At 35.5% G+C, this 21,965-nt stretch carries 19 protein-coding genes, 8 tRNA genes, 3 rRNA genes and 1 other RNA gene; 2 read left to right on the top strand and 29 right to left on the bottom strand.

Annotated elements, in window-relative coordinates; genetic code table 11:
- Positions 1-103 precede the first annotated feature (103 nt).
- The 5 genes from G9F71_RS00370 to G9F71_RS00350 all read right to left on the bottom strand — a co-directional run bounded on the left by G9F71_RS00370 (position 104) and on the right by G9F71_RS00350 (position 2,941).
- Positions 104-1,177 (bottom strand): pyridoxal-phosphate-dependent aminotransferase family protein, encoded by a 1,074-nt coding sequence (locus tag G9F71_RS00370; protein ID WP_125006279.1) that lies wholly within the window; start codon positions 1,175-1,177, stop codon positions 104-106.
- Positions 1,178-1,489: 312 nt separating this feature from the next.
- Positions 1,490-1,678 (bottom strand): hypothetical protein, encoded by a 189-nt coding sequence (locus G9F71_RS00365; protein WP_164952453.1) that lies wholly within the window; start codon positions 1,676-1,678, stop codon positions 1,490-1,492.
- Between the two features lie 31 nt (positions 1,679-1,709).
- A complete protein-coding gene (locus tag G9F71_RS00360; RefSeq protein ID WP_164952452.1) occupies positions 1,710-1,898 on the bottom strand; it encodes a hypothetical protein in 189 nt (62 codons plus the stop codon).
- A gap of 136 nt (positions 1,899-2,034) precedes the next feature.
- Entirely contained in the window at positions 2,035-2,196 is a 162-nt protein-coding gene (locus G9F71_RS00355) for a hypothetical protein (RefSeq protein ID WP_164952451.1), read from the bottom strand.
- Between the two features lie 31 nt (positions 2,197-2,227).
- The gene (locus G9F71_RS00350; RefSeq protein ID WP_164952450.1) at positions 2,228-2,941 is read right to left on the bottom strand and encodes a hydrolase; all 714 of its coding nucleotides are present in this window, start codon (positions 2,939-2,941) and stop codon (positions 2,228-2,230) included.
- 213 nt (positions 2,942-3,154) lie between these two features.
- Here G9F71_RS00350 and G9F71_RS00345 point away from each other — a divergent pair, with 213 nt between their 5' ends.
- Together G9F71_RS00345 and G9F71_RS00340 are read left to right on the top strand one after the other, a co-directional pair.
- The gene (locus G9F71_RS00345) at positions 3,155-4,396 is read left to right on the top strand and encodes a DUF1576 domain-containing protein (RefSeq protein ID WP_164952449.1); all 1,242 of its coding nucleotides are present in this window, start codon (positions 3,155-3,157) and stop codon (positions 4,394-4,396) included.
- A gap of 2 nt (positions 4,397-4,398) precedes the next feature.
- Positions 4,399-4,743, top strand: a complete 345-nt coding sequence (locus G9F71_RS00340) for a hypothetical protein (RefSeq protein WP_125006267.1) — start codon at positions 4,399-4,401, stop codon at positions 4,741-4,743.
- Positions 4,744-4,878: 135 nt separating this feature from the next.
- Here the strand turns inward: G9F71_RS00340 and G9F71_RS00335 are convergent, their stop codons facing one another.
- The 24 genes from G9F71_RS00335 to G9F71_RS00220 form a co-directional block, all read right to left on the bottom strand.
- Positions 4,879-5,436: an NAD(+) diphosphatase gene (locus tag G9F71_RS00335; RefSeq protein ID WP_164952448.1), complete on the bottom strand. Its 558-nt coding sequence runs from the start codon at positions 5,434-5,436 to the stop codon at positions 4,879-4,881.
- Positions 5,437-5,541: 105 nt separating this feature from the next.
- On the bottom strand, positions 5,542-6,234 hold the full coding sequence (sfsA, locus tag G9F71_RS00330; RefSeq protein WP_125006263.1) for a DNA/RNA nuclease SfsA: 693 nt from the start codon (positions 6,232-6,234) through the stop codon (positions 5,542-5,544).
- 158 nt (positions 6,235-6,392) lie between these two features.
- Positions 6,393-6,467 (bottom strand) — tRNA-Glu (locus G9F71_RS00325).
- Positions 6,468-6,477: 10 nt separating this feature from the next.
- Positions 6,478-6,553, bottom strand: a tRNA-Lys gene (locus tag G9F71_RS00320).
- 4 nt (positions 6,554-6,557) lie between these two features.
- Positions 6,558-6,632, bottom strand: a tRNA-Gln gene (locus G9F71_RS00315).
- A gap of 9 nt (positions 6,633-6,641) precedes the next feature.
- Positions 6,642-6,718 (bottom strand) — tRNA-Arg (locus G9F71_RS00310).
- 16 nt (positions 6,719-6,734) lie between these two features.
- Positions 6,735-6,808, bottom strand: a tRNA-Gly gene (locus G9F71_RS00305).
- Positions 6,809-6,818: 10 nt separating this feature from the next.
- Positions 6,819-6,902, bottom strand: a tRNA-Leu gene (locus G9F71_RS00300).
- Positions 6,903-6,912: 10 nt separating this feature from the next.
- Positions 6,913-6,987, bottom strand: a tRNA-Glu gene (locus G9F71_RS00295).
- 5 nt (positions 6,988-6,992) lie between these two features.
- Positions 6,993-7,109: ribosomal RNA gene (rrf, locus tag G9F71_RS00290) — 5S ribosomal RNA — on the bottom strand.
- Between the two features lie 185 nt (positions 7,110-7,294).
- Positions 7,295-10,220 (bottom strand): 23S ribosomal RNA (locus tag G9F71_RS00285).
- 315 nt (positions 10,221-10,535) lie between these two features.
- Positions 10,536-12,053, bottom strand: a 16S ribosomal RNA gene (locus G9F71_RS00280).
- Together the 16S, 23S and 5S rRNA genes with 7 tRNA genes alongside form the textbook arrangement of a ribosomal RNA operon.
- Positions 12,054-12,750: 697 nt before the next feature.
- Positions 12,751-13,005 (bottom strand): pro-sigmaK processing inhibitor BofA family protein, encoded by a 255-nt coding sequence (locus G9F71_RS00275; protein WP_125006112.1) that lies wholly within the window; start codon positions 13,003-13,005, stop codon positions 12,751-12,753.
- A 101-nt stretch (positions 13,006-13,106) separates the two neighbouring features.
- A complete protein-coding gene (locus tag G9F71_RS00270; RefSeq protein WP_125006110.1) occupies positions 13,107-13,385 on the bottom strand; it encodes a DUF2508 family protein in 279 nt (92 codons plus the stop codon).
- A 62-nt stretch (positions 13,386-13,447) separates the two neighbouring features.
- Positions 13,448-14,044, bottom strand: a complete 597-nt coding sequence (gene recR, locus G9F71_RS00265; protein WP_125006108.1) for a recombination mediator RecR — start codon at positions 14,042-14,044, stop codon at positions 13,448-13,450.
- A gap of 43 nt (positions 14,045-14,087) precedes the next feature.
- Complete coding sequence (locus G9F71_RS00260; protein WP_164947185.1) at positions 14,088-14,426, bottom strand: YbaB/EbfC family nucleoid-associated protein; 339 nt, start codon at positions 14,424-14,426, stop codon at positions 14,088-14,090.
- Between the two features lie 205 nt (positions 14,427-14,631).
- Positions 14,632-16,248 carry a DNA polymerase III subunit gamma/tau gene (dnaX, locus tag G9F71_RS00255; RefSeq protein WP_164951991.1) on the bottom strand — a complete coding sequence of 539 codons (1,617 nt, stop codon included), beginning with the start codon at positions 16,246-16,248 and terminating at the stop codon, positions 14,632-14,634.
- Between the two features lie 272 nt (positions 16,249-16,520).
- An RNA gene (ffs, locus tag G9F71_RS00250) (signal recognition particle sRNA large type) lies at positions 16,521-16,786 on the bottom strand.
- 10 nt (positions 16,787-16,796) lie between these two features.
- Positions 16,797-16,886, bottom strand: a tRNA-Ser gene (locus tag G9F71_RS00245).
- A gap of 123 nt (positions 16,887-17,009) precedes the next feature.
- The gene (lgt, locus tag G9F71_RS00240) at positions 17,010-17,774 is read right to left on the bottom strand and encodes a prolipoprotein diacylglyceryl transferase (protein ID WP_164951992.1); all 765 of its coding nucleotides are present in this window, start codon (positions 17,772-17,774) and stop codon (positions 17,010-17,012) included.
- Between the two features lie 109 nt (positions 17,775-17,883).
- Positions 17,884-19,596 carry a phosphoenolpyruvate--protein phosphotransferase gene (gene ptsP, locus G9F71_RS00235; RefSeq protein ID WP_164951993.1) on the bottom strand — a complete coding sequence of 571 codons (1,713 nt, stop codon included), beginning with the start codon at positions 19,594-19,596 and terminating at the stop codon, positions 17,884-17,886.
- A 109-nt stretch (positions 19,597-19,705) separates the two neighbouring features.
- Positions 19,706-19,972 (bottom strand): HPr family phosphocarrier protein, encoded by a 267-nt coding sequence (locus tag G9F71_RS00230; protein ID WP_164951994.1) that lies wholly within the window; start codon positions 19,970-19,972, stop codon positions 19,706-19,708.
- 127 nt (positions 19,973-20,099) lie between these two features.
- Positions 20,100-21,482 (bottom strand): PTS fructose transporter subunit IIC, encoded by a 1,383-nt coding sequence (locus G9F71_RS00225; RefSeq protein ID WP_164951995.1) that lies wholly within the window; start codon positions 21,480-21,482, stop codon positions 20,100-20,102.
- Positions 21,483-21,515: 33 nt separating this feature from the next.
- The gene (locus G9F71_RS00220) at positions 21,516-21,962 is read right to left on the bottom strand and encodes a PTS sugar transporter subunit IIA (RefSeq protein ID WP_164951996.1); all 447 of its coding nucleotides are present in this window, start codon (positions 21,960-21,962) and stop codon (positions 21,516-21,518) included.
- Between the last annotated feature and the right edge of the window lie 3 nt (positions 21,963-21,965).

Below are 21,965 nucleotides of genomic sequence, written 5' to 3'. Positions count from 1 at the left end.
ACTTTAATGGTTCACTTCGCTAAAGTATACTATTTCCAATGATTACTTAAAGTTAAATTAAGAATGAAAAATCACATTATAATTTTTCATCCTTAATTTTTCATTATTTAAGTCCTAAAATATCGCTAATTAGTACTAATAACTCTTCTATTTCTTTTGGAGTAGTTTCAGCCATATGAGCTATTCTAAAAGTCTTATCTTTCAATTTTCCATAACCATTAGAAATCATAAAGCCTTTTTCTCCTAATTTCTTATTTAAGTCAGATACATTAATTTCTCTTGTGTTTTTGATGTTAGTTAATGTATTTGACAAAAAGTTTTCATCTGGGAATACTTCAAAGTATTTTCTAGCCCATGCACGAACAAGCTCTGCACCAGCAATATGTCTAGCGAATCTATTCTCTAAACCTTCTGCAAGTATCTTATCTAGTTGATAATCTAGTGCAAACATATGCGCAAGTGATGGTGTAGATGGATATTGATAATCTTTCTTTTGTATGTAATCATACATTCCTAATAAATCGAAATATATTCCTCTGTTTGTAACTTGTTTAGCTCTTTCTACTGCTTTTTTTGAGAATGAACAAATAGCCATTCCTGCAGGTAATCCTAAACATTTTTGAGTTGAAGTAATACAAATATCTATAGCCCATTCGTCTACTTTTACTTCTGTTCCAGCAGCGTTACTTACTGTATCAACACATACTACAACTTCAGGGTATTTTTTGTATACATCTGAAAGAGCTTTCATGTCATTCATAAGTCCTGTTGAAGTTTCATTCATAGTAATAGTTATTAAATCATATTTTCCAGTTGATAATGCTGCTTCAAGCATTTCTGGAGTTGTTGGTTGTCCCCATTCAGATTCAATTTTATCTGCTGGTACTCCATTAGATGTACACATTTCAAACCATCTGTTTCCAAATGCTCCTACTGAAAATACTGCTGCTCTTTTTGCTGTACATGAACGAACAGCACCTTCCATTAGTCCACTTCCTGAACTAGTTGAAAGTAGTATTTCTTCTTTAGTGTTAAATACTTTTCTCATTTTATCACTTATGTTTCTTTGTAATGCAGATGCTTCCTTACCTCTGTGTGATATTTGAGGAGTAGCCATTTTTTGAAGTACATCGTCTGCTACCTCTACTGGTCCTGGTATAAATAATCTTTTATGCATAATTTACCCTCCAAATTTTATATTTTGCTATTTTTTATTCACTTTGTAATTTGTCTTGAAGTCTAATAACCACTTTCATTTTAACACTTAAACATAATTTTCTCAATATAATAGAAATAAATATTATGATAATTTTAGCAATATTCTATATATAGTATATATAGAATAAAATATTAATTCAATTCACTGCTATAATAGCATTTTAAAATGTAATATATACCACTTAATATAAGGAAACATATTTGTTATATTAAGTGGTAAAAACTGCCTTTTAAAAATTACAATTAGAATACTCGTGATTTCTTACCTGCATTAACCTTGATCGAGTCCTGCTAAAACTTTATCGTATAAATTAACTTCACACTTATCGTTCTTTAAATGATTGCAATTTTCACAACTTTTACTAAATGGTGTACCTATTGAAGATTGAAATCCTGTACCTACTGAGTCATAACCATCACAACTATTTGCTATATGGGACATCTGTTCTATATTTGGCATAATACTACTCCTCCTTATAATTTAAAAATAGTCAATTTATACTTATTATTTCCCTAATTTCATCAAATAATCCCTCTGTGCACTTTTCTCTTACATAATTAACACAACTACTACAACTTTCAGACCCATAAGTGATGCTATTCATGAGTCTCATGTAATATACCGGTCTATATCCATTACAATTTTGAGCTACTCTCATTTTTATTTCACTTGAAACCATAATATCCTCCAACATTTATAGTTTTATGTATTAATATTAGTCTTCCTTTTATTTAGATTTTTAATTCTCACTATTTAAAATATAAAGAAGCTACTAAACACAAAATGTTTTAGTAGCTTCTACATGTTATTTAAAATTATATATTAATTATAGATTCCGTTTCTCTACAGTATTTTGTAGTTAAGCACTGTCCTAAATTTCTTGGACATCTTTTACAAATGCAGTCAGAAGCTTTTCCATCACATTCTTTTGTTTCTGCTTCAGGACATTTATCACAATTATCTCCACCTACAGCCATTTTATCACCTACCAGTTTAATTTATAATATACTATTCTTCTTTATTCTCTGTCTCATACTTTGTTCTGTACTTAATCATTATTTCATTTAATATATCTGCTACTATTGGCGGTGTATAAGTAATCGCGTTAGCTCCTGCTTGTATTGTTTCTATTATACTTGCATTATTCGGGCCACCTGTTGCGATTATTGGGAAGTCAGGATGTTTTTCCCTTATTTTTCTAATTATATAAGCTGTTCTTTTCGCCCCTGAGACATTAAGTATAGTTGCTCCCGCATCTATTCTCGCTTCTATATCTTCAAATTCTGATACAATGGTAACTATTATTGGTATATCTATAGTCTCCCTTATTTGTGTTACAACTTCATTAGATATTGGACTATTAACTACTATTCCCATAGCCCCTTTAAATTCAGCATCCAATGCTAAATTCGTTACCCTTTTCCCTGTAGTAATTCCTCCTCCAACACCACAAAATACTGGTACATCTGCTGCCAGTAATAAGGCCTCTGTTATTATGGGCTGAGGTGTAAATGGATATACTGCAATAACTGCATCAGCGTTTGTATTTCTTATAACTGCTACGTCTGTCGTAAAAACAAAAGACTTTAATCTTTTCCCAAATATTACAATACCACTGGCATCTCTTATTGCACTTGGTAGCTCTATCATATGACTTCTCAAACTTCCCTTTATTTGAGGTACTTTTTTATTTGAATTTTTATTTTCAATATTTTTTTCCATTTTTGTCCTTCTTCCTTTTTTTATTTATAAAATATTCATTCTCATTTTTATTAGACTAAATTTTTTATCAATATCTTAAATATAATTATACTTACATTGGATAATTAATTCTACCCATAATACTTATATTATTTTATTTATACTAGCAATTATTTTATAATTACTATAAAATAATTACATAGAGTTTAAGTTTACATATTAAGGAGGTCTTTAATGCACAGAAAAATCCATTCAACCTATTATATGTTTATTTGCTTATGTTTATTTTTTATAATTTTGGCATTTGTTATGGACACACCAACGGAAATTCTCCTAGGCTTTAAAAAAATACTTTTTGAATCTAATATACTAATAACAGATTACATAGAACTTGCAGGTATTGGTGCTACTTTTATTAATATGTCACTAGTAGTTTTAGCCTCCATATCACTTCTTATATATGTCGGAATAAAACCAAATGGTTCTACTATAGCTGCACTATTTACAATGGCTGGTTTCTCTCTTTTTGGAAAAAACATTGTGAATATCTGGCCAATTATCTTGGGAATTTGGTTATACTCTAAATATCAAAAGGAAAAGTTTATAAATTATGTTCTAATAGCACTATTTGCCACAACCCTATCTCCTACTGTTAATGAATTATCATTTTCAGGTCATTTGCCTTTTGAGGGAGATATTATTATAGGAATATTATTAAGCACTTTTATTGGCTTTATTTTCCCTCCAATGGCAGCTTATTGTCTAAAACTTCATCAAGGCTATAATCTTTATAATATCGGATTCGCAGCCGGACTTCTTGCAACCCTACTCATGTCCTTATTAAGAGCTTTTGGCATAAATTTTGAAAGCCGATTACTTTGGTCTACAGGAAATAATCTTTTTTTTTCTATAATACTAATTTGTTTATTTATAGTAATGATCATAGTTGGATATATAGATAATGGTAAAAATTTTAAAACCTTATTCAAACTTTATAAACAACCAGGCAGACTCGTAAGTGATTATTACCTGTTATTTGGAAGAGGCATCACCATGATAAATATGGGTATTTTAGGTATATATTCCACTTCTTTTCTACTTGTAATTGGTGGTGATTTAAATGGACCTACTATAGGTGGAATACTAACCATTGTTGGTTTTGGTGCATTCGGAAAACACCTGAAAAATGTATTTCCTGTTATGATAGGTGCCACACTTTCATCTCTATTGAATATTTGGCCAATCAATTCACCTAGCATGGTATTAGGTATTTTATTTAGTTCAACACTTGCTCCTATTTCAGGTCAATTTGGATTGGCTTATGGCTGCCTTGCAGGTTTTTTGCACATATGCTTAATGATGAATCTTGCCTATCTTCATGGGGGTTTAAATTTATATAACAACGGTTTTGCAGGAGGAATGGTATGTATAATCCTTATACCAATTATTACTGCATTTAGAAAGGAGCTTAAATAATATTGAAGCATACACATCAAAGAAATATAAAAATAGTAAATGAATTAATGGGCTATTGTTATAACCATGGTTCAGAAAACATTCATATTGATATAAATAAAGAAAATGAAAAAGTAATCATATTTATAAAAGCACAAACCCTAACTATATCCAAGGAAGACCTTGAACTTTTAGAAATATCCCTAAATGCGCAAAGGTGTCATGAAATGGAAGAGTACTATTGGAACCTTACAGGTGATAATGATTCTTATTCAGAGCTCACTCTTGTAGGTATGATGATTGATGAAGCTCACATAACTTATGTTGATGGTGAGTATCTTGAAATACTCTTAACTAGAATTCCATAAAAAACTCTAATTAGCTATTTTTTATTGTTTTACAATTTAGGAAAAAGGATCAAGCAATAATCAGTAATTGTTGCTTGGTCCTCCTTCTGAAATAATTAATTAACCTAACTCCACGTATTATTATTTTATAAGAATTTACTCTTCTTCTATAATATCTGAACAATCAGTTTCTATATCACATCTATAAGCTTTTTTTCCCTTATATTTAATTTCCTTTAGCAATTTTCTAACAACCCTTTTTCCTATTTCGTCTTCACTCATTTCGCAGAGAGCATCATCTATATTTGCCCAATCAACCCAATCAACTTCAGAGGACTTATTTATTTCCCCCTCAATATACACAGCCCTAAAAGTTAGCATTATAATTTCTTTAGAAGCTAAATATTCACTTCCTAAATATTTTATATCGCCAACAGTTATTCCGGTTTCCTCTTTAACTTCCCTGTATACAGTATCTTCAACAGATTCTCCGTTGGTTACATATCCTGATACCAATACCTTGGAGTTCTTGAAAGTATAACTTTGTTTAAGAAGTAAAATTTCTTTACCCTTCGTAACTGCAACTACTACACATGGTTTTGGTGTGTCAAAATACATAATGTCATCCACAGGGCAATATGGAACTCCACCTTCATCCCAGCTGTATTTTTCAATTAATTGTTTTCCACAAATTGGGCAATATATAAATTTCAAAATTTTCCCTCCCTAACCTCTATTTTATTCTTCAACCACTTATTTTAAATCTAGTTCAATTATTGCTTATTTTAAAACAATTATCAATAAGATGTATAAAAATAATTATAAAACAACCTTAACTGACTTACTTAAAGTTATAAATTTTTCACCAACTTCACATTCATAAGCATAAATGTCAACACCCTCATTGTACGCTAGCCTTAATGCCTGTCCAAAAGCTCCATCCATATCATCATAGGGAGAAAAATCATCTATATTATTCATTTGAATAAGAAAAAGTACTCCAGCTCCAAAACCCATTTTTTTAGCCTCTATAAGCTCTAATAAATGTTTTCTTCCTCTTTCTGTAGGTGCATCCGGAAACATACTTTTACCATCTACCTCATATGTAACTCCCTTTACTTCAAGATAATAATCTTCCCCCATATCATTAGATAGCTTAAAATCAAATCTACTATTTCCAAAAGTTTTTTCCTTTTGTATTATATTGTATTTAATAAGATTTTCTATTTTATTATTTTTTAAGGCTTCATCAACAACTTTATTAGGAATTTGTGAATCTATATTAATGATTTTATCATTTTTATATCCTGCAATTAGATCATATAGTGTTTTTCTAGTAGGATTAAGCTCTTCTCTTAATAAAACCTTGGATCCAGGAATTAATATCTCCTTGCATCTTCCTGTATTAGGAACATGAACTATTAATTCTTCGCCATTTAAATTTACGTAAGCCTCAAATCTATTTGGTCTTATTATAAATTCTGCAACAAAAACTCTTTTATTTATAAACATAATTTCATCTCCATTTTTATAAATATACACTAATTTATAAAAGTTATCAACATTATCCACAGTTATAATAGTATTTTATGTGGATACATTGGTCATTATCTTATAAAACAAAAAAAATGCAATCAAAAAAGCCCTTGCATTTGCAAGGACTTTTTTTATGGTGACTCCTAGGGGAATTGAACCCCTGTTACTACCGTGAAAGGGTGGTGTCTTAACCTCTTGACCAAGGAGCCTTATAAATTTTGGTGGCTTACCGGGGAATCGAACCCCGGACACCATGATTAAAAGTCATGTGCTCTACCAACTGAGCTAGTAAACCATATTGGCTGGGAGGGCAGGATTTGAACCTACGAATGCCACAGTCAAAGTGTGGTGCCTTACCGCTTGGCGACATCCCAACAATATAATGGTGTGTCTTAAGGGATTTGAACCCCCGGCCCACGCCTTAGAAGGGCGTTGCTCTATCCAACTGAGCTAAAGACACATATTAAAAAATAAAATGGAGCGGGTAGAGGGAATCGAACCCTCGTAATTAGCTTGGAAGGCTAACACTCTACCATTGAGTTATACCCGCCTAATAAATATGGTGCAGGTGAAGGGACTTGAACCCTTACACCGTAAAGCGCTAGATCCTAAGTCTAGTGCGTCTGCCATTCCGCCACACCTGCAATATATATATGGTGACTCCTAGGGGAATTGAACCCCTGTTACCACCGTGAAAGGGTGGTGTCTTAACCGCTTGACCAAGGAGCCTTATGACCTGGCGACAACCTACTCTCCCACAAAGTTACCCCTGCAGTACCATTGGCGCATTGAAGCTTAACCTACCTGTTCGGTATGGGAAGGGGTGTTACATTCATGCCATAATCACCAGATTTGTTTTTTAGAAACAATAATTGAGAATCTACCGTCGTTGACTACGGATACTAGATATAAAATATCTTCTCATTATTATCCCTATATAGAGATAATCTTTTTCTTTACAGAAAAATATTCTCTCAAAATTGCACAGTGAAATTATCTTCTCGCTTTCGCTTGAAGCTTACGCTTTATATATATTAAGGTCAAGCCCTCGACTTATTAGTATTAGTCAGCTGAACATGTTACCATGCTTACACCTCTAACCTATCAACCTGGTGTTCTTCCAGGAGTCTTACTAACACCGTGCTTACGCACGAGTTATGGGAAATCTCATCTCAGGGTGGGCTTCACGCTTAGATGCTTTCAGCGTTTATCCCTTCCAAACATAGCTACCCAGCGATGCCACTGGCGTGACAACTGGTGCACCAGAGGTTTGTCCATCCCGGTCCTCTCGTACTAAGGACAGCTCCCTTCAAATTTCCTACGCCCGCGACGGATAGGGACCGAACTGTCTCACGACGTTCTGAACCCAGCTCGCGTGCCGCTTTAATGGGCGAACAGCCCAACCCTTGGGACCTACTTCAGCCCCAGGATGCGACGAGCCGACATCGAGGTGCCAAACCTCCCCGTCGATGTGGACTCTTGGGGGAGATCAGCCTGTTATCCCCGAGGTAGCTTTTATCCGTTGAGCGATGGCCCTCCCACGAGGTACCACCGGATCACTAAGTCCGACTTTCGTCCCTGCTCCACTTGTAGGTGTCGCAGTCAGGCTCCCTTCTGCCTTTGCACTCTTCGCGCGATTTCCAACCGCGCTGAGGGAACCTTTGAGCGCCTCCGTTACTTTTTTGGAGGCGACCGCCCCAGTCAAACTGCCCACCTAACAATGTCCTGTGACCAGATTCATGGCCTCCAGTTAGAACCTCAGTACTGTCAGGGTGGTATCCCAAGGATGACTCCACACAGGCTGACGCCCATGTTTCTCAGTCTCCCACCTATCCTGTACAGACAATACCGAAATTCAATGCTAAGCTACAGTAAAGCTCTACGGGGTCTTTCCGTCCAATCGCGGGTAGCCAGCATCTTCACTGGCACTACAATTTCGCCGGATGTGCTGTTGAGACAGTGCCCAAATCATTACGCCATTCGTGCGGGTCGGAACTTACCCGACAAGGAATTTCGCTACCTTAGGACCGTTATAGTTACGGCCGCCGTTTACTGGGGCTTAAGTTCATACCTTCGCTTGCGCTAAGTAATCCCCTTAACCTTCCAGCACCGGGCAGGCGTCAGCCCCTATACATCAGCTTTCGCTTTAGCAGAGACCTGTGTTTTTGCTAAACAGTTGCTTGGGCCTATTCTCTGCGACCTACTTTCGTAGGCACCCCTTCTCCCGAAGTTACGGGGTCAATTTGCCGAGTTCCTTAACAGCAATTCTTCCGATGGTCTTAGGATTCTCTCCTCACCTACCTGTGTCGGTTTGCGGTACGGGCACCAATATCCTCGATAGAGACTTTTCTTGGCAGCGTGGAATCAGATACTTCAGGAATAAATTCCCTTCCCCATAACATCTCAGCGTTAAGAGCAAACGGATTTGCCTGCTTGCTCCGCCTAAATGCTTAGACACACATCCAATAGTGTGCACATCTTATCCTCCTGCGTCATCCCATTTCTAATAACGTCCATTGGTGGTATCGGAATATCAACCGATTGTCCATCACCTACGCCTTTCGGCCTCGGCTTAGGTCCCGACTAACCCTGAGAGGACGAGCCTTCCTCAGGAAACCTTAGGTTTTCGACCGTTAAGATTCTCACTTAACTCTCGCTACTTATGCCAACATTCTCACTTCTGTACCGTCCACCACTCCTTACGGTATGACTTCAGCCAGTACAGAAAGCTCCTCTACCGCGTACACATAGTGTACACCCATAGCTTCGGTGGTAAGTTTTAGCCCCGGACATCTTCGGCGCAGGATCTCTTGACTAGTGAGCTATTACGCACTCTTTGAATGAGTGGCTGCTTCTGAGCCAACATCCTAGTTGTCTTAGAAATCCCACATCCTTTTCCACTTAACTTACACTTTGGGACCTTAGCTGATGGTCTGGGCTGTTTCCCTTTTGACTACGGATCTTATCATTCGCAGTCTGACTGCCGAAATAAAAGTATATGGCATTCGGAGTTTGATAGGGTTCAGTAACTGTTGTCAGCCCCTAGCCCATTCAGTGCTCTACCTCCATTACTCAATTAATCGACGCTAGCCCTAAAGCTATTTCGAGGAGAACCAGCTATCTCCGAGTTCGATTGGAATTTCTCCGCTATCCACAGCTCATCCCATGGTTTTTCAACACCAACGTGGTTCGGACCTCCACGGAATTTTACTTCCGCTTCATCCTGGCCATGGATAGGTCACCCGGTTTCGGGTCTACGACATGCAACTATAGCGCCCTATTCAGACTTGGTTTCCCTTCGGCTCCGTACCTTAAGTACTTAACCTTGCTACATATCGTAACTCGTTGGCTCGTTCTACAAAAAGCACGCCGTCACACATAAAAAGTGCTCCGACCGGTTGTAGGCACACGGTTTCAGGTTCTATTTCACTCCCCTTCCGGGGTTCTTTTCACCTTTCCCTCACGGTACTTCTTCACTATCGGTCACTAGGTAGTATTTAGCCTTGGGAGGTGGTCCTCCCTGCTTCCCACAAGGTTTCACGTGTCTCGTGGTACTCTGGATTAGATCTGACTGTTTTTCCTTTTCATTTACAGGCCTATTACCTTCTGCGGAGCAGCTTTCCAGCTATCTTCAATTAAGGAATTGCAGTATTTATGATCTATCCTCAACCCCTAGGTCAAAGACCTAGGTTTGGGCTCTTTCCCTTTCGCTCGCCGCTACTTAGGAAATCGATGTTTCTTTCTCTTCCTCCGGGTACTTAGATGTTTCAGTTCCCCGGGTCTACCTCTGCATACCTATTTATTCAGTATGCAGTACATAGTTGTTACTATGTGGGTTCCCCCATTCGGAAATCTTTGGATCACTGGCTATTTGCGCCTACCCAAAGCTTATCGCAGCTTAACGCGTCCTTCTTCGGCTCCTAGTGCCAAGGCATTCGCCATGCGCCCTTTGTAGCTTAACCTTTATCTTTATCTACTTACGTAGATAATTTCGTTTATTTACATAAACGTTTTAATTCATTTTGCGAAATTGTATTAAATTCATCTATACACCACTTACGTGGCTTTAACTTATTAAAACAACTTTAATTTCACTGTGCAATTTTCAAAGAACATTTTTAGAAAGATTAAATTTTTAGTTAACTCCAAAGAGTTAACTAAAATTAGTCTCTCAAAATTAAACAGAGAATAGATTACGAGTAATTACAGTAGACATTTCGAAGAATAATTAAATTCTTCTTGTTGCATTGACCGAAGTCTTTGCATCTACTCCCTAGAAAGGAGGTGATCCAGCCGCAGGTTCTCCTACGGCTACCTTGTTACGACTTCACCCCAATCATCAATCCCACCTTCGGCCGCTGGCTCCTTACGGTTACCTCACGGACTTCGGGTGTTACCAACTCTCATGGTGTGACGGGCGGTGTGTACAAGGCCCGGGAACGTATTCACCGCGACATGCTGATTCGCGATTACTAGCAACTCCGGCTTCATGTAGGCGAGTTGCAGCCTACAATCCGAACTGGGATGAGTTTTTGAGTTTGGCTCCACCTTGCGGTCTTGCATCTCTTTGTACTCACCATTGTAGCACGTGTGTAGCCCTAGACATAAGGGGCATGATGATTTGACGTCATCCCCACCTTCCTCCCGGTTAACCCGGGCAGTCTCACTAGAGTGCTCAACTAAATGGTAGCAACTAATGATAAGGGTTGCGCTCGTTGCGGGACTTAACCCAACATCTCACGACACGAGCTGACGACAACCATGCACCACCTGTCACCCTGTCCCGAAGGACTTCGCCCATCTCTGGGTTATGCAGGGGATGTCAAGTCTAGGTAAGGTTCTTCGCGTTGCTTCGAATTAAACCACATGCTCCGCTGCTTGTGCGGGCCCCCGTCAATTCCTTTGAGTTTTAATCTTGCGATCGTACTCCCCAGGCGGAATACTTATTGTGTTAACTGCGGCACCGAGGTTCGACCCCCGACACCTAGTATTCATCGTTTACGGCGTGGACTACCAGGGTATCTAATCCTGTTTGCTCCCCACGCTTTCATGCCTCAGCGTCAGTTACAGTCCAGTAAGTCGCCTTCGCCACTGGTGTTCTTCCTAATCTCTACGCATTTCACCGCTACACTAGGAATTCCACTTACCTCTCCTGCACTCTAGACACCCAGTTTCAAATGCAGCACCCAAGTTAAGCTCGGGTATTTCACATCTGACTTAAATGTCCGCCTACGCATCCTTTACGCCCAGTAAATCCGGACAACGCTTGCCACCTACGTATTACCGCGGCTGCTGGCACGTAGTTAGCCGTGGCTTCCTCCTCTGGTACCGTCATTATCGTCCCAGAAGACAGAACTTTACAACCCGAAGGCCTTCATCATTCACGCGGCGTTGCTGCGTCAGGGTTTCCCCCATTGCGCAATATTCCCCACTGCTGCCTCCCGTAGGAGTCTGGACCGTGTCTCAGTTCCAATGTGGCCGATCACCCTCTCAGGTCGGCTACGCATCGTTGCCTTGGTGGGCCGTTACCTCACCAACTAGCTAATGCGCCGCGGGTCCATCTCAAAGTGGAATTTTCCGAAGAAAAATCCTTTGATGTTTCAATCATGCGATCAAAACATATTATGCGGTATTAATCTCCCTTTCGGGAGGCTATTCCCCTCTTTGAGGCAGGTTACCCACGTGTTACTCACCCGTCCGCCGCTAATCCACCCCGAAGGGTTTCATCGCTCGACTTGCATGTGTTAGGCACGCCGCCAGCGTTCGTCCTGAGCCAGGATCAAACTCTCAATTTAAAAGTTTACACTTTTTATTTGAAATGAATAATCTGCGCCAACTGTTAAGCTGGTTAGCAAGCTCATTACATACTTTTTAGTCTTACGACTAAAATTACTTTTTTATCTAAAGTAATTAACTGGTCTAACGAAATGTTATTTCGCTATTTTACCTATTTCTCTGTTTAATTTTCAAAGACCAATTTACATGTCATCATGTGACGACTTCTACTATTTTATCAGCTTACTTTCATTTTGTCAACTTGTTTTTAAATGTTTTTTAATAACTTTCGCAAACTTGTTAACTCTACTTTTAATATGTCGTTACTTGTCATCAGCAACATGTAATATCTTATCATATAATATTTATCATATAGTTTAGTTTAGAGTAATTAAAATAAAACAGGTGGCGTATTCTTGAATTTTTAAACTTTATCTAACTGTAGCTTATATTGATACACCAGGATAGTTATTTTCTCTACTTGCTACCTTCCTATGACTATCTACTAAATATAATAGCTTCAGCAGTTATTATATATATTAAGTATTCACCTTAACAGCTTAAAAATATACTATTTCTAAGCCTTTTTTTATGGAAAACAAAAATATAAGACAGTTTCAGATAAATAACTAGTCAGCATACTAGTTATTTATCTGAAACTGCCTTGATCTATTGTAAATTCATAATTAATATAAATAGCTTCTACTATAGGTAATATTACATTAATTTATTGAAAATGATTAAAAATATTACTCCTGGCACTCCTAAAAATCCTGCTATAAGCGCAGTTACAGCATTTATTGCTATACTTATTCCCACGTATTCTCCTACAAAATTAACAAGTAATAAAAGTAAGACACCCAAAGCTCCATTCAATATTAACTTACCTAATATCTTTAATGGCCAAGAAAAGAGCTTTACCACAATTACCATGCCCACTATAGCAATTAAAAAATATAATATAACTTCCATATCCAACTCCCCCTATGTTAATCTCAACTCTTATTTGTTATGTTTTATTAATAATATATTTCACAACTCTCCAATATATTATTAACTTTCTTAATTTTTTTTTATGCATTAATAGAGTCTAACTCTTCTATCATATAACTGGCATCAATAGTAACGCCTTTTCTTCTAGCTTCTAATAAAAAATATATGTATTTAGCTTTACATTGATCTTCACTATAAATCGCATAATCTACAAGTTTAGGATCATCTACCACTGCAAAGTATTTTTTTGCAATTTCCCACTGCATCTTGGCTTCTTCCAATTGCATAATAATATCTTTCTCTTCCTGGGTATATTTTATGTTTGAAAACATTATTTCAATTATTTTTTTTCTATTCATAATAAAAAAACCTCCTATTTTATATCTTTTCTAAATTCTTGACATAAAATAGGAGTATTATTCTATATTTCTTTTCTTCCTTCCATAGCTTTAGAAAGTGTTACTTCATCTGTATATTCTAAATCTCCACCAACTGGGATGCCATGTGCAATTCTTGTAACTTTCGTGCCTAGTGGTTTTAATATTTTAGATATATACATAGCTGTAGCTTCTCCCTCTATGTTTGGATTAGTTGCTACTATCACTTCATGAACTTCCCCATTAATCCTTCTTATAAGTTCTCTTAACTTTATATCTTCAGGACCTCTCCCAGACATTGGTGATATTGTTCCATGAAGAACATGGTAAACCCCATTAAATTCTCTTACTCTTTCCATGGTAATAATATCTTTTGGGTTTTCAACTACGCATATCATGCTTTTATCCCTATTTGGATTCGAACAAATTGCGCAGGGGTCTGTATCTGTAAAACATCCACATATACAGCAAAATTTCAATGTTCCACGAGCTTTAACCAGTGCACCCGCAAACTCCTCTACTTCTTCCTTCGGAAGGTTTAGTACAAATAATGCAAGTCTCTGAGCTGTTTTTCGTCCTATACCAGGGAGCTTTGCAAATTCTTCTATAAGTTTTTCTATTGCCACTGGATAAAAATCCAATTCATTCACCTCATAACAATGTAGCTTTTAACTCTAGCGTTTATTAAAACATTCCTGGCATATTAAGTCCGCCTGTTAATTTACCCATTTCATTACTTGTTTCATCTTCTGCCTTTTTTAGTGCTTCATTGCAAGCACTCATAATTAAATCTTGAAGCATTTCAACATCATCTGGATCTACTACTTCTGGTTTTATCTTTACGTCAACAAGTTGCCTCTTTCCATTAGCTATTGCAGTTACTGCTCCACCACCAACAGATGCTTCAAATCTTTTATCACCTAAATCTTTTTGCATTTCTTCCATTTGTTGTTGAAATTTTTGAGCTTGTTTCATTAGACTATTCATATTTCCACCCATACCTGGAAATCCACCTTTTGCCATAATAGTTACCTCCTATTTATTAGTTATTCATCTTAATATTATTATATTTATATCTTCTAGATTCATAACAAAAACTTAAATCTAATTTAGATATTTATAATCTAAAAGGATATATATATTGCTACTCAACTATAACTTTTCTATATTATTATATACTAATACCTATAATAATTTCCATTAAAACAGTAAATATTTTTTATAAAATCTATTCATCTAGTATTTCTACAAGATCTTCTCCAAATGTTTCTATTAGTATATCCTCTGGTGATCTAACCTCTTTTTCATCGGATTCTACAGTATATTTTATTTTTACTGGTTCTTTTAATGATTCGGAAAATATTTCTTCTATTATATTTCTATTTTCTTCTTTATTTAATCTAATTTTATTAAAGGCATATTGTTTTTCGTAACTTAGCTCTATTACGCCCCCATGACAAGATACAATTTCCCCTGTAAGTAAAGAAGCATAGATAACCATGTGTCTTCGTGCTTTAAACATATCTAAAATATCCTTAAAGGACTTTTTAACCGTTTCTACGGTTAAAGTAGAATTGGGATTGTGAGTTTGCACTGGCCTTACTTGCGTTTTTTTATTTGCCCTAATTTCTTTTTTCCCATCATTCTTTTTGGTAGCCCCAGGAGTTATACTTTCGCAAGCTACAGTTATCTTCCCTTGTTTTATTATTTCTTCTAATTTGTTTATTCTAGATAATAGAACTTCTTTTGAAGTATCATATTCTATTTTGCACATTTTGATAACTGCAAGTTCTAAATAAATTCTATTTTGTTTGCTCCATTTAGCTTGTTCCTCTGCATCTTGTAGTATCTTTATATTCCTCATAATTTCTTCTACTCTTATCTTCGCTGCTTGCTGCTTTAAAATGCCTATATTTTCACTAGACATATCTAAAATTTCTCCTACATCTTCACTTACTTTAGCCATAAGTAGATTTCTCATATGAGTAGTCATATCTTTTATAAATACATATATATCCTTACCACTCATAACTATTTCATTTATAGTCTTTATTGACCTTTCAACGTTTCTGTCTATTACACTGTCTGAAAGTATTGTAATACTCTCAGAAGTTACAAGACCTAACATGTCTATAACACTGTCATATTCTACCTTACCTTCATTCATTGATATTGCTTGATCTAAAATACTTAACGCATCTCTCATTGCTCCATCAGAAACTCTTGATATTAATTTCAAACTATTATCTTCCACAAGAACACCTTGCTCTGTAACAATCTTTCTAAGTCTTTCAAATATATCTGAACTTTTTATTCTTTTAAAGTCAAATCTTTGGCATCTAGATAATATTGTTACTGGCAATTTTTGAGGATCCGTTGTGGCTAATATAAATATTATATTACTTGGTGGTTCCTCTAGTGTTTTTAAGAAAGCATTAACTGCCCCTATAGATAACATATGAACCTCATCTATGATATAAACTTTATACTTAGCTTCTTGTGGTGGATACTGAACATCTTCAATTATATCCCGGATATTATCTACTCCATTATGGGATGCTGCATCTATCTCAGTAACATCTATTGCCGTTCCTGAATTTATATTGATACACATTTCGCATTCATTACAAGGCTCTCCATGATCCGAATTTGTGCAGTTAACCGCTTTCGCCAGTATCTTAGCTGTGGAGGTTTTTCCAGTTCCTCTTGTACCGCATAAAAGATATGCATGAGCTATTCGCTGGTTATTTATTTGATTTTTTAAGGTTATAGTAACATGCTCCTGACCTACTACATCATGAAAAGTTTTTGGTCTCCATTCTCTATATAAAGCCTTATATGCCACAAATTTCACCTCTTTTAAAATTAATCATTAAATCATCTCCTGCGGAGCTGTAATTAATGACTTCAGAAGGAGATTTAGACTCCCACTAAAGTTTTATTTTTGTTATAGTATTGGATTCCCGCCTATAGCCGTGGGAGACTTTCCTTCTGAAATGTCATTAAATAATTATATCATTTAAATCAAATTATTAGTTTGTTTTTATTAAAACTTTATAGTTTATGGGTAAATAAAAAAAAGACACCTTTGTAGGTATCTTATAATTCTTATGTAGACCGTACACCTCGCTTCGATGAATAAACTATGCGCGTTACCTATACAGTTAACTCAAACCAGGTTGATCCACGGCACATGGAAAGATTCACTTACCGCTGCTTCCTTCCGGACCTGACGGGGTTCATGAGTTTCCATTGCGTGGGGCCCAGTTCTCAACGCCACTTATATAGGTCAGACCACACATTTTATAACCTAGGCGAGGAATTCACCCCTGCTGTAGCGGGTTGCAGGTTACAGGGCACCGCTAACTCCCCGGCTAGTACGGAAATATAAACTGGCGGAAAGAGAGGGATTCGAACCCTCGGTAGAGTTGCCCCTACACACGCTTTCCAGGCGTGCTCCTTAAGCCACTCGGACATCTCTCCATAAAGTACTTCTTGCTTTGCTTACACCAAAGTAGTGCAACAAAAACAATTATACTATTAATAAGTAGTTATTTCAATAGTTTTTTATTTAAATATTTTTGAAACTTATCCCAACCATTGAAATTATTTTAATGTCTTCCTTTTATAATTAATTGCAAGGAATATAATCCATAGTGCAATTCCCGCTAAACTTATTAATTGTGCCACCCTTATACTTCCAAACATTAAACTATCAGTTCGGAGTCCTTCTATAAAAAATCTTCCTAAGGAATATAATCCTATATAGGTAAAAAACACAGTTCCATGTTTAAATGTCTTTTTCAATAAATAAATTAATAATAAGCATACTATAATATTCCATATTGATTCATAGAGAAAGGTTGGATGATAATAAACTCCATCTATTAGCATTCCATTTTGTATAAACTCCGGAAATTTACTTATAAATCCCTTAGTAACTGGTCCACCATGAGCCTCACTATTGAAGAAGTTTCCCCATCTGCCTATAGCCTGTGCAATAATTATAGATGGTGCTGCTACATCTGCAAATTGTAAAAAATTTTCTTTTTTATGTCTCGTATATATTATTGCAGCTAACATACCAAATATAATTCCCCCATGTATAGCAAGCCCACCTTGGCGTATATAGAATACTTCTATTAGATTATCCTTATATTGATCAAACTGAAATATTACATAATAAGCTCTAGCTCCAATAATAGCTATAGGAAAAGATATTAATATAATATTTAAAAGTTCATCATAATCGATACCTTTTAACTTAGACGTAAAATTAGCTAATAAAATTCCAACCATCATTCCTGTTGCAATAAAAACACCATACCATGCAACGGATAATCCAAATATATTGAATGCTATTGGCTCCATAATTGTTCTCTCCTTTTATACCACTATTTATGCTTTGCTCAAACTACTAAATACAAGCAAACAAAAACAAAATTCTAAAATCTTAGAATTTCATTTTTGTTTTTTTGTATTAATTTTTTAGATTTATATTTTTTTCTATGAATTTCTCAACTTCCGTGGCTGTAGGAAGATTAACAACTTGCTGTGCTAAATCTCTCATTTTTTCCTGAGATATATTTCTAATAATCCCTCTTGCTCTTAAGATGGATATAGGACTCATGCTGAATTCATCAAGTCCCATTCCAATTAATACTGGAATTAGTTTAGGATCTCCCGCTACTTCTCCACACATACCCACCCATTTATTTTCCTTATGAGCATTATCTATAACCATTTTTACTAGTCTTAGTAATGCAGGATGAAATGGGTTATACAAATGAGATATTTTTTCATTCATTCTATCTACTGCAGTTGTGTATTGAATAAGGTCATTGGTTCCTATACTAAAAAAGTCTACCTCCCTGGCAAACAAATCAGAAATAATAGCCGCTGCAGGTATCTCTATCATAATTCCTACTTCTAACTTTTCATTAAATGCTATATTTTCTTTATGTAAATCATTTTTTACTCCCTCTAAAATTGCCTTTGCTGCTCTTAATTCTTCAATACTTGAAATCATTGGGAACATTATTTTAATATTTCCATAGGCACTAGCTCTTAGTATAGCTCTTAATTGAGTTTTAAATATATCAACTTTATCTAAACAAACTCTTATAGCTCTATATCCTAAAAAAGGATTCATCTCGCTGGGAAGATTTAAATAATCTAATTCTTTATCGCCACCAACATCTAGTGTTCTAATAACCACAGGTTTATTTTTCATCTTCTGCGCAACTTCCTTGTAGGCTTCATATTGTTCCTGCTCTGTTGGTGCTGATGTCCTATCCATATATAAAAACTCAGACCTATATAATCCTATACCTTCACCATCATTATTTAAAACACTCTCTAAATCTTTTGGTGTTCCAATATTTGCAGATAATTCTACTTTTATTCCATCAGTGGTGATGCTTTCTTTTCCTATTAATAAATCTAGCTCTTTTTGAGATTTATTGTATTCTTCTTTTTTTTCTTCATAAAGCTTTACTATTTTTTCTTCTGGATTAATGTATATTAACCCTTCTTCACCATCGAAAACAATTAAATCTCCATTTTTAACAATACTCGCTATATCCTTCACTGCAACTATTGCTGGTATTTCTAAATTTCTAGCCATTATAGCCGAATGTGAAGTTCTTCCACCAATTTCCGTTATAAAACCTAAAACCTTTTTTTTATCTATTTGTGATGTATCAGATGGAGTTAAGTCACGCGCCACAATTACAACTTCATTAGCTAATTGTGCAAAGTTAACATCCTCTATATCTAATAATTTTTTCATAAGTCTTGCTGTTACATCTTTTATGTCTGCTGCTCTTTCTTTCATATATTCATTATCCATAGCATCAAACATAGCTATAAACATTTCTGAAATCTCTTTTAGTGCCCACTCAGCATTAACTTTATCATCTTGAATTTTTTTCTCGATCTGCTGAAGCATTTCTGGATCTTCTAGGATCATTAAATGAGCTTCAAATATGGTAGCTTCTTTTTCACCCATACTTTTTAACACATTATTATATATGTCCTGAATTTCACTCTTGCTATTTTCCATAGCCACCTTATATCTTTTAACTTCATCTTCATAATTTATAATATCTTTTTTTTCTATAATAATCTTCTTTTCTTCTTTTAATAGTACTTTTCCTATTACTATTCCAGGTGAAACTCCAATGCCTTTCATTAAATAACCTCCTTATAAGCGAAATTCACTCCTTGCAGTAAATTTAAGTATTTTACTAGCCTAGGAGTGAATATTACTTTATATATGATTCTTTATAAACCATTATTTTTTAAAGTTCTACGATTTCTTTTTCAATTACTACTTTTAATTCTTCTACTGCCTTTTTTTCATCGTCTCCAGACGCTACAATCTTAATTTTATCACCCTTTGAAGCTGCCATACTTAATATATTTATTATACTTTTTGCATTATACTCTTTATCGTCTTTGATTAAAGTTATATGTGAAGTAAATTTAGATGCTTTTTTAGCCACAATACTTGCTGGTCTTGCATGCAAACCTTGCTCATTCATTAACACAATTTCTGCTTCGTACATAAAGACATCTCCTTTTCATCTTAGATTCTTCCTAAAACTAAGTTATTTTTAAAATTATATATATATTTTACCCTATTGCACATGTATAAACAATGATTAAATTTATTAACAGTTATTAAATTAATTATTAATTTACTTCTTTAATAATAATATCTTTTTTCAATAATAAAATCATAAGAGCGGTTATTACTGTACCAACTACTATGGATAATATATACGCACCCACATTAGTAACTGCATTTGGAATCAATAATATAAATATACCACCATGTGGAACTGCTATAGCTGCTTTAAACACCATAGATAATGACCCTGTTACTGCAGCACCCACCATTACTGAAGGTATTATTTTAAGTGGATCCGCTGCTGCAAATGGTATTGCACCTTCTGTTATAAATGCAGCCCCAAGTGCCCAAACAGCTTTTCCTGCTTCTCTTTGTTCTGATGTAAATTTCTTTTTAGCTATAACCGTTGCAAGAGCTATTCCAAGGGGAGGAGTAATTCCTGCTGCCATTACAGCTGCCATTACCATAGATGTTTGACCTGCAACTAGAGTTCCTACTCCAAAAGCATAGGCTGCTTTATTAACTGGACCACCCATATCAAACGCCATCATTAAACCAATAATTATTCCAAGTAGTGCGGAATTTGCTCCACTTAAATTAGTTAAATATTTTGCCATTGCTACGTTTATTGCACCTACAGGCTTTCCTATAACAAATATCATTACTAGTCCAACTATTAATGAGGATAAAACCGGTAATATTATAACTGGCATTAACCCTGCTAAGGATTTTGGCATTTTTATTATTTTCTTTAAGAAAACAATAGTATAACCGGCTAAGAAACCTGCTGCCATTGCACCTAAAAAGCCTGCGCTTAAAGATGTAGCAAGCATACCACCAACCATACCTGGTACAAGCCCTGGTCTATCTGCTATAGAGAACGCTATAAACCCTGCCAGTATAGGATACATCAGTGCAAAGGCTGAACCTCCACCAATTTGCATTAAAGCTGCTGCTATGGTACCCGGCTCTTTAAACGCTAGTATTCCAAAAGCAAAAGAAATTGCAATTAAAATACCCCCTGCTGCTACAAAAGGAATCATATAAGATACACCTGTCATAAGGTGCTTATAAGGGCCTTTTTTCTCAGCCTTTTTTTCTTCTTTAATTTCACTCACTTGCTCTGAAATATTTATATTCTCTACTTTTATATCTATTGCCTTTTGAATAAGCCCTTTTGGATCTTTAATTGCATCTTTTACGCCAACTTCAATTATAGTCTTTCCTGCAAAACGTTCCTTTGAAACATTAGTATCTGCTGCAATTATTACTACTCTAGCTTCCCTTATATCTTCCTGCGTCAATTGATTTTCTGCCCCCACCGACCCTTGAGTTTCTACTTTAATGTTTATGCCCATTTCCTTTGCAGTCATTTCAAGAGCCTCAGCTGCCATATAGGTATGCGCTATCCCTGTCGGACATGAAGTTATTGCTACAAATTTCATAAACCTTCCCCCTTCTTATTTAATATGTGTTATCTATTGTTCTAATAGTGTAATTATTTCTTCAGCACTGCTAGCTTTCATTAAGCTATCTCTTAACTCACTATGCATTAATTTTCTAGAAATTTGACCTAATATTTTTAAATGCTCATCACTTGATTCTTCTGGTACAGCTATTAAAAAGAATATATGAGCAAGTTCATCATCCATAGACTGATAGTCAATTCCGTCCACGCTTCTACCAAATACTAATGCAGGTTCTTTAACTCCGCTACTTTTGCCATGTGGAATAGCTATTCCCATACCAATTCCTGTTGAAAATTCAGCTTCTCTATCTAATACCGCTTGTAAATATTTATCCACATCTAGTAATTTACCATCTCTATCTAAAATGGTTACCATCTCTTTTATTACATCCTCTTTTGTCTTACTGTTTAGCTCTAGTTTAATTAGATTTACATTTAATAATTCAGTTATATTCATATA

The organism is Clostridium sp. FP2 (assembly GCF_011065955.2).
Lineage (GTDB): Bacteria > Bacillota > Clostridia > Clostridiales > Clostridiaceae > Clostridium_AD > Clostridium_AD tagluense.
This window is presented reverse-complemented; position numbering and strand designations above follow the sequence as displayed.

Excerpts from the sequence above, each read along its gene's own strand:
- G9F71_RS00370 (WP_125006279.1), bottom strand. The coding sequence starts at position 1,177 with ATGCATAAAAGATTATTTATACCAGGACCAGTAGAGGTAGCAGACGAT.
- G9F71_RS00365 (WP_164952453.1), bottom strand. The coding sequence starts at position 1,678 with ATGCCAAATATAGAACAGATGTCCCATATAGCAAATAGTTGTGATGGT.
- G9F71_RS00360 (WP_164952452.1), bottom strand. The coding sequence starts at position 1,898 with ATGGTTTCAAGTGAAATAAAAATGAGAGTAGCTCAAAATTGTAATGGA.
- G9F71_RS00355 (WP_164952451.1), bottom strand. The coding sequence starts at position 2,196 with ATGGCTGTAGGTGGAGATAATTGTGATAAATGTCCTGAAGCAGAAACA.
- G9F71_RS00350 (WP_164952450.1), bottom strand. The coding sequence starts at position 2,941 with ATGGAAAAAAATATTGAAAATAAAAATTCAAATAAAAAAGTACCTCAA.
- G9F71_RS00345 (WP_164952449.1), top strand. The coding sequence starts at position 3,155 with ATGCACAGAAAAATCCATTCAACCTATTATATGTTTATTTGCTTATGT.
- sfsA (WP_125006263.1), bottom strand. The coding sequence starts at position 6,234 with ATGTTTATAAATAAAAGAGTTTTTGTTGCAGAATTTATAATAAGACCA.
- G9F71_RS00275 (WP_125006112.1), bottom strand. The coding sequence starts at position 13,005 with ATGGAAGTTATATTATATTTTTTAATTGCTATAGTGGGCATGGTAATT.
- G9F71_RS00270 (WP_125006110.1), bottom strand. The coding sequence starts at position 13,385 with ATGAATAGAAAAAAAATAATTGAAATAATGTTTTCAAACATAAAATAT.
- G9F71_RS00260 (WP_164947185.1), bottom strand. The coding sequence starts at position 14,426 with ATGGCAAAAGGTGGATTTCCAGGTATGGGTGGAAATATGAATAGTCTA.
- lgt (WP_164951992.1), bottom strand. The coding sequence starts at position 17,774 with ATGGAGCCAATAGCATTCAATATATTTGGATTATCCGTTGCATGGTAT.
- ptsP (WP_164951993.1), bottom strand. The coding sequence starts at position 19,596 with ATGAAAGGCATTGGAGTTTCACCTGGAATAGTAATAGGAAAAGTACTA.
- G9F71_RS00230 (WP_164951994.1), bottom strand. The coding sequence starts at position 19,972 with ATGTACGAAGCAGAAATTGTGTTAATGAATGAGCAAGGTTTGCATGCA.
- G9F71_RS00225 (WP_164951995.1), bottom strand. The coding sequence starts at position 21,482 with ATGAAATTTGTAGCAATAACTTCATGTCCGACAGGGATAGCGCATACC.
- G9F71_RS00220 (WP_164951996.1), bottom strand. The coding sequence starts at position 21,962 with ATGAATATAACTGAATTATTAAATGTAAATCTAATTAAACTAGAGCTA.